Source organism: Nocardioides agariphilus (assembly GCF_015352445.1).
GTDB lineage: Bacteria > Actinomycetota > Actinomycetes > Propionibacteriales > Nocardioidaceae > Nocardioides > Nocardioides agariphilus.
Window position 1 is genome coordinate 1 of sequence record NZ_JADKPO010000062.1, and the last position, 6,215, is coordinate 6,215.

Here is a 6,215-nt window from a genome sequence, read left to right on the forward strand (position 1 = left end):
GACATGCCCGACGCTGGCCACGCCGGCTATGCCGATGACCTGCGACACGCTATGCCGATGTCTTGAGACACCCCATTCCGATGTCCTGAACCAGCACACTGCCCCCGCTACCAAGTTCAGGCGTGGGATCCGGTCGGATCCCACGCCTGAAAGCATTTTGATTTGATCCACCCTCCAAGAACCCTCCACTTTCGGCGCGGGGACGTGGCTCCGGGCCGCGTGGGTCTCGGCTGGTCCCGACTACTGCCGGTCCGTGCCGATGCCTGCGGTGTCGGATGCGCACCTGAAGTGCATGAGCACCCATCACCTCGAAGGTCTCGACCAGCTCATCAGCATCGACGAGCTCTCCGACTACCTCGGCGTGCCCGTCAAGACCATCTACGACTGGCGCCTGACGGGCCACGGCCCCTGCGCGATCCGGGTCGGTCGGCACCTGAAGTACGCGATACCGGACGTTCGCGAGTGGCTGGCAACCCAGCGCGAGAGCGCGCCAGGCCGGGCCGCGTCCGGGGGGTGACCAATGGCTAGGCCCCGCACGCCGATCGGAACCTTCGGCGACATCGACTTCACCACGCTCGGGCCCGCGCGGGTGCGAGCGCGGACCCGGGTACGCGACTTCGACGGCCAGGTCCGGCGCGTCGAAGCGACGGCGTCGAGCAGGAAGCTCGCTGAGCATCGGCTCAAAGAGAAGCTCGCGCAGAGAGCAACATACGGCGGCAACCGACAACTGACCCCCGACAGCTCGTTCAAGGAGCTCGTGGAGGCCTGGCTCGCCGACTTGGACCTTGAAGGCGGACTGGCGCCGAGCACACGGGCCCTCTACGAACGCAACATGCGCCAGTTGGTGATGCCGGCGTTCGAGCACTACACCCTCCGCGAGGTCACCATCGGTCGGATCGAGCCGTTCCTCAAGTCTTTGGCCGCGAACAAGAGCTACAGCTATGCGAAGCAAGCGAAGACCGTGCTGAACCTCGCACTCGGGCTTGCCGCCCGTTACGAGGCGATTCCGAAGAATCCGGTCCGCGAGGCGAAGCGAATGAAGAAGCCGCCGTCTGAGGCGGTCTCACTCACGCACGACCAGGTCGAGGCGATCCGGGCGGCGGCCCGGGCCTGGCGTCGCGGCCCCGGCGTTCCCGGCCCACCGCCTGACGGTCAGCTTGAGCAGATCATCGAAGTCATGCTGGGGACCTCTGCCCGCATCGGTGAAGTGCTCGCCATCCGGAAGTGCGACGTCGACGTCACCTGCGCGCCGGCGACGGTGCTCATGTGCGGCACAATCGTCTACCCGAAGGGACGGCCGACGATGCGCCAGCCGCACCCGAAGACGACGACCTCGACCAGGTTGATTTCGGTCCCGAGCTTCACGGCGGCTGTTCTGAGGGAGCGGCTCGTCGTCGTTGCTGACGAACCGCCCGACCACCTTCTCTTCTTCAGCCGCAATCACACCCCTCTGACGACGAACAACGTCCGCAGGCGGCTTCGTAGTGTCCTGAGCGAGGTCGGCATCACGGGCGTCTCACCGCACGCCTTCCGCCGAACCGTCGCCACGGTGGTCGATCGCGCTGGGGGAGCCGAACTTGCCGCGGAGGTGCTGGGGCACAGCTCGTCGGAGATCACGAAGAAGCACTACATCGAGCCTGACCGGACGGTGAATCCGTTGACCGCGGAGATTCTCGAATCCCTTGCGCCCCGCCGACGCGTTGACGAAGGCGAGTAGTGGTTCTTGGTGGCCGGCGCCTGCGCCGGAGAAGTCGGCTCACATTCTGGGAACGTCGGGTGCGTTCCGCTTGGGCGGCCGGTGGATGAGCGCGGCATGGAGATCTGCTCGGCTCGCGCCCGGCGATGGCACCAGAGGCTCTATGGCGGGTCGCAGATGTTCACGCGCGATCCTGATGACGTCGAGGTCCGCTGCGCTGGCGACGGGCACGAAGCGTTCACGGACCGGGTGGACCAAGCGCCCGTCGCCGCTGACCAGTCGTGGGACGGTCACGCGCTTGACGAACGCGCCTCGCTCGACTCCGGATTCGAGGATGTCGGTGATGCGAGCGTCGACTCGGCGGAACAGTGTCTGGAAGCCGCCGAGCATCCTCGGCTCGATCACGGTGTCGGGAGCGAGCGCCCTCAGGCGACTGACAGCGTTGGCGGCCTCGCCCGCGGCGGCCGTGCCGTTGCCGAGCCGTCCTCCTATGTTGCGCAGTTCGCGCTGGACGCGCGAGTAGGTCTCCGCGCGGGCACCCCATTGCCCAGCGAGGTCGGGGTCGATCCGTTGGGCGTATGGCACCAGGCCGGCGCTGAGCAGTCGCTGCGAGTCGACGACCAAGCGCAGGTTCATCGCGTCGGGGAAGGACGCCAGCCTCACGAGGAGGTTGTGCTCGGCTTGGAGAACGCCGAGCACGCCCGGCTTTGCTGGGCCTCCGATGGGTTTCGTCCGCGGCCGCCAGCCGGTCTGGTCGACGCTGTAGTCGGGCTGCCCGAGGCTCACGTCCAAGGCCGTGGCGAGCGCAGCCCACCCGAGCCGGTCGCAGCCGGCGATGGGCTCCCATCCGGGTGTGTTGCGGTACCGGCGGTCGAGCACGACGAGAGCCTGGCTGATCGCCGCGACGTCTCCTGCGATCGTTCGCGCCTGCGCCGCGGTGAGGTGGATCGCCTGGTCGGGCGCCGTGTCGTGCTCTGCGAGCGCTGCAGTGCGGTGCTCGGCGCCGCCGGATTCTCCGGCATCGAACTTGGGGACCGGCAGGAGGCAATGTGGTTCGGGCAGCACACGGAGGAGGCGCACCAATTCGTGACATCCCTCGGGTTGGTCCGCTGGATGCTCGGACAGCTCGACGACGAGCACCGCGCCAACGCGCGCGACGCACTCCGGCACACGATCGACCAACACGCCACCGCGGGAGGGGTCCGCTACGACTCCGCAGCCTGGATCGTGACCGCCGCCAACTCACCAGCCAAATGAGAAGTCAACTCACCAGGAGGCACACATGTACGCGGCCAACAAGGAGATCGCGAGCAGGTTCATCGAGGCGTTCCAGGCGGGCGACGATTCCGCGCTGGAGTCGTCCATGGTCGAGGACACGGTCGACCACAACCCGCTGCCCGGGCAACGCCCCGGCCGCCGGGGTGTGCTCGACACGCTCGCGATGTACCGCTCGGCGTTCCCCGACCTCACGCTCACCATCGAACTCCAGGTCGGCGAAGGGGATCACGTCGTCCAGAACGGCCTCGCGAAGGGAACCAACACCGGCCTGCTGATGGGCCAGCCGGCAACCGGCGCGCCGGCTCAGTTCGCCTGGATCGACATGTACCGGATCGCCGACGATCACATCACCGAGATCTGGCACGTGGAGGACATCGCCGGCCTGCTGCAACAACTGGCCGCCGTGCCCGCCTCAGCCTCTTCCTGAACGCCCAACACAACCTCGTGTGTGTCTGGTCAGCTGCCCGGTGGGATGTTCTGGTTCATCGCGAACACGTTGTCGGGGTCCCAGCGTCTCTTGAGGTCCCTGAGCCGCTGGTACTTCTCGGGCCCGAACGTCGCCCGCACCCGCGTGTCGTCGATGTCGTTCATGAAGTTGAGCGCCATCCCGGTCATCGTCCAGGGCAATAGTGCTTCCTCGGTGGCGCGCGCCCAGGCGATGTGGCGGCGGTCGTCGCCCTTGGTCCACACCGCGTAGCAGTGGAACAGCCATTGGGCGGCGCGGCCTCCGAGTGCGGTGGCGTCCTCCGGCACGTCGCCGAAGGCACCGCCGAGACGGCCGAGGATCAGGGTGCTGGCCGGTGAGGTGGCCTCGGCCGCACAGGCGATGAACGCGTCCAACAGCTCGTCGGGCGCGTCGGGGAGGAGCTCGGAGCGCCAGTAGTTGCGCCGGCCCGGCGGGTTGCCGGGGTCGGTGATCGCCTGGATGTCTAGGTAGGTCGTCGGACCCATCAGGTCGACGGCGGGCGGGAGCCGCTTCAACGGCGCCAAGGCATCGGCCCCGGTCTCCACGTCGCCCCAGTACGCCGCGAGCACCGTCACGATCGGGGCACCCTGCAGCGCGGGCGGGACGAACGGAGCCGGCGGGGCGAACATGCACAGCACGCCCCCGCAGACCTCGCGGGGCGCCGACTGTAGGAAGTCGCGCACGTGACGCAACACCTCCGGCGCCTGGCTGCGCGGATACATCAGCAACCCGCCGTACGCGCCCGGGCCGACCGGGTGCAGCCGGAGGGTGAACTCGGTGACGATCCCGAAGTTGCCACCGCCACCCCGCAGGCCCCACAACAGATCGGGATTCTCCGACTCGCTGGCCGTGACGACGGTGCCCGCGGCGGTGACGACCTCCGCGCTCAGCAAGTTGTCGCACGCGGACCCGTAGAGCCGCTCCAGCCAGCCGCTGCCGCTGCCGAGCGTGAACCCCGCCACCCCGGTCGTAGTCATCCGGCCGCCCGTGGTGGCCAGCCCATGCTGCTGCGTCGCCCGGTCCAACTCACCCCAGACCACGCCTGGCTGCACGCGGACCAGACGCGCCTCCGGATCGACGTCGATGGCCTTCATGGGCCCGAGGTCGAGGAGCAGCCCGCCCTCGATCGTGGAGTAGCCCGCGACCGAATGGCCACCTCCCCGCACGGCGACCGGCAGACCGGTCGCGCGCGCGAACCCCAGAGCGTGGACGACATCCGCCGTGCAGGTCGCTCGGGCGATCACCGCGGGTCGGCGATCGAACATGGCGTTGAAGGCCATCCGGGCGCCGTTGTAGGCCTCGCCATCTTCGGCGGTAAGGACCTGCCCACCGAAATCTGCGCGCAGCGGTCCGACGACGAGGCCGCTGCGGTTGGGAGAGAGGGTCTGCTCGTTCATGCGGCTACGGTGCACCGGACGCACCCCCGGGGGCAGTGCCGTGCGTCACAGGTCGCCCTCGGCGGCCGCGGCCAGCGCGGCTACGTCGTGCACGACGAAGTGCCGGTTGCGCTGGCTGATCACGCCACCCGCCACCAGGGGCGCGAGCGCCCGGTTGACGTTCTCCCGCGAGGCCGCCACCAGTGCGGCCAGCGTCCGCTGGGAGAGCTCGAGCCGGATCCGGATGCCGTCGGGTGCCGGCTCGCCGAACTCCTCGGCCAGCGCCAGCAGGGTCCGCGCCGCCCGGCCCCGGATGTCGTCGAACGCCATCCCGGTGAAGGAGTACGCCGCCTGGACCGTCACGCTGGACAAGTCCTCGAGCAGTCGCTCCATCGCGATCGGATGACGGCTCAAGAACCCGACCAACAAGGGGCGCCGCAGCAGCAGGCAGCGACTCGGCACCATTGCCGTCACGTTCACCTGGCGCTTGCCGCTCGGGTGAAACAGGCCCACGTGGCCGGCGATATCAACGGCGGTGTCGAAGCCGAGAATGACATCACCCCCCTCACGGCTCAACCGATGCGACTTCAGGGCACCCTCGACGAGGACATACAGCGCGTCCGCGGGATCGCCCTCGACCCACACCGTCTGCCCGGCGCCGTACCGCCGCTCCACCAGGTGCGGCACGATCTCCTCGAGGTCGACTCGAGACAGGTCACGGAAGATCGGGGTCTGCTGAAGGACCCCAGCCAGGTCCACAGCACGAATGTAACCAGCGAACCGGTCACCGGTAGTCGGTTCCCGGATGCCCTCTCTCCGTATGCGATCGGCGCGCACATCGAGCACGACTGTGGCGCCATTCTGGAGCGCAAATGCAGCGAATCTCGGATTGCGCACCTCCAGGCGTGGACCCGCCGAGCCACGGAGTGGTCGGCTCGGGTGTCGGGCATAGCCCGCCCATTCAGCAGGCGCCTCGCTCGCACCTCAAGCCACCCGCCCGAACGCCGATCGGCTTACAGGGACTGCTGGATCGCACTCTGCTTCCGGAGCGCGCGTTGCTCAGCCGAGCCGGCGGCTGCGTATGGACGGCCACCGCACCTCAGCGCAAACCGATGGACGCTTACTAGTCGAAAACCTCGTCAGATCCCGGCCGATGCGGACCCGTTCGCACAAAGGCCCGCAGGGCCGCGAGGCGGCGTTCTTGCAGGTGAGAGCCGATCTTCGCGAGTAGGAGCAGACGCCGTCCGCGTGCCTGCTCAGCGTCAAGGGGTCGCAGGTTCAAATCCTGTCAGCCCGACGGTGTGATGTCTCAGGACATCCCGGACACCCGGACCCACGGAAACGTGGGTTCGGGTGTTCTTCATTTCGGGTTTCGTGGCTGGTAGTCCTTGTCTGGGTC

At 68.1% G+C, this 6,215-nt stretch carries 7 protein-coding genes; 4 read left to right on the plus strand and 3 right to left on the minus strand.

All coding sequences use genetic code 11. The annotated features are described in order from the left end of the window. The first annotated feature begins 292 nt into the window (after window positions 1–292). Both ISU10_RS22480 and ISU10_RS22485 read left to right on the plus strand, forming a co-directional pair. The gene (locus tag ISU10_RS22480) at window positions 293–517 is read left to right on the plus strand and encodes a helix-turn-helix transcriptional regulator (RefSeq protein WP_194698691.1); all 225 of its coding nucleotides are present in this window, start codon (window positions 293–295) and stop codon (window positions 515–517) included. Between the two features lie 3 nt (window positions 518–520). Beyond that, window positions 521–1,717 (plus strand): tyrosine-type recombinase/integrase, encoded by a 1,197-nt coding sequence (locus ISU10_RS22485; protein WP_194698692.1) that lies wholly within the window; start codon window positions 521–523, stop codon window positions 1,715–1,717. A gap of 39 nt (window positions 1,718–1,756) precedes the next feature. Here ISU10_RS22485 and ISU10_RS22490 read toward each other — a convergent pair whose 3' ends face one another. Beyond that, the gene (locus ISU10_RS22490; protein WP_194698693.1) at window positions 1,757–2,776 is read right to left on the minus strand and encodes a hypothetical protein; all 1,020 of its coding nucleotides are present in this window, start codon (window positions 2,774–2,776) and stop codon (window positions 1,757–1,759) included. Between the two features lie 6 nt (window positions 2,777–2,782). Here ISU10_RS22490 and ISU10_RS22495 point away from each other — a divergent pair, with 6 nt between their 5' ends. Together ISU10_RS22495 and ISU10_RS22500 are read left to right on the plus strand one after the other, a co-directional pair. Then, window positions 2,783–2,953, plus strand: coding sequence for a hypothetical protein (locus tag ISU10_RS22495; protein WP_194698694.1), 171 nt, complete (start codon window positions 2,783–2,785; stop codon window positions 2,951–2,953). Between the two features lie 25 nt (window positions 2,954–2,978). Then, window positions 2,979–3,401 carry an ester cyclase gene (locus tag ISU10_RS22500; RefSeq protein WP_194698695.1) on the plus strand — a complete coding sequence of 141 codons (423 nt, stop codon included), beginning with the start codon at window positions 2,979–2,981 and terminating at the stop codon, window positions 3,399–3,401. A 29-nt stretch (window positions 3,402–3,430) separates the two neighbouring features. Here the strand turns inward: ISU10_RS22500 and ISU10_RS22505 are convergent, their stop codons facing one another. Further along, entirely contained in the window at window positions 3,431–4,837 is a 1,407-nt protein-coding gene (locus ISU10_RS22505; RefSeq protein ID WP_194698696.1) for an FAD-binding oxidoreductase, read from the minus strand. 45 nt (window positions 4,838–4,882) lie between these two features. Then, on the minus strand, window positions 4,883–5,575 hold the full coding sequence (locus tag ISU10_RS22510) for a Crp/Fnr family transcriptional regulator (protein WP_194698697.1): 693 nt from the start codon (window positions 5,573–5,575) through the stop codon (window positions 4,883–4,885). Between the last annotated feature and the right edge of the window lie 640 nt (window positions 5,576–6,215).

What these genes read in the sequence shown, in the direction of transcription:
- ISU10_RS22480 (WP_194698691.1), top strand. Translation starts at nt 293, where the DNA reads ATGAGCACCCATCACCTCGAAGGTCTCGACCAGCTCATCAGCATCGAC.
- ISU10_RS22485 (WP_194698692.1), top strand. Translation starts at nt 521, where the DNA reads ATGGCTAGGCCCCGCACGCCGATCGGAACCTTCGGCGACATCGACTTC.
- ISU10_RS22500 (WP_194698695.1), top strand. Translation starts at nt 2,979, where the DNA reads ATGTACGCGGCCAACAAGGAGATCGCGAGCAGGTTCATCGAGGCGTTC.
- ISU10_RS22505 (WP_194698696.1), bottom strand. Translation starts at nt 4,837, where the DNA reads ATGAACGAGCAGACCCTCTCTCCCAACCGCAGCGGCCTCGTCGTCGGA.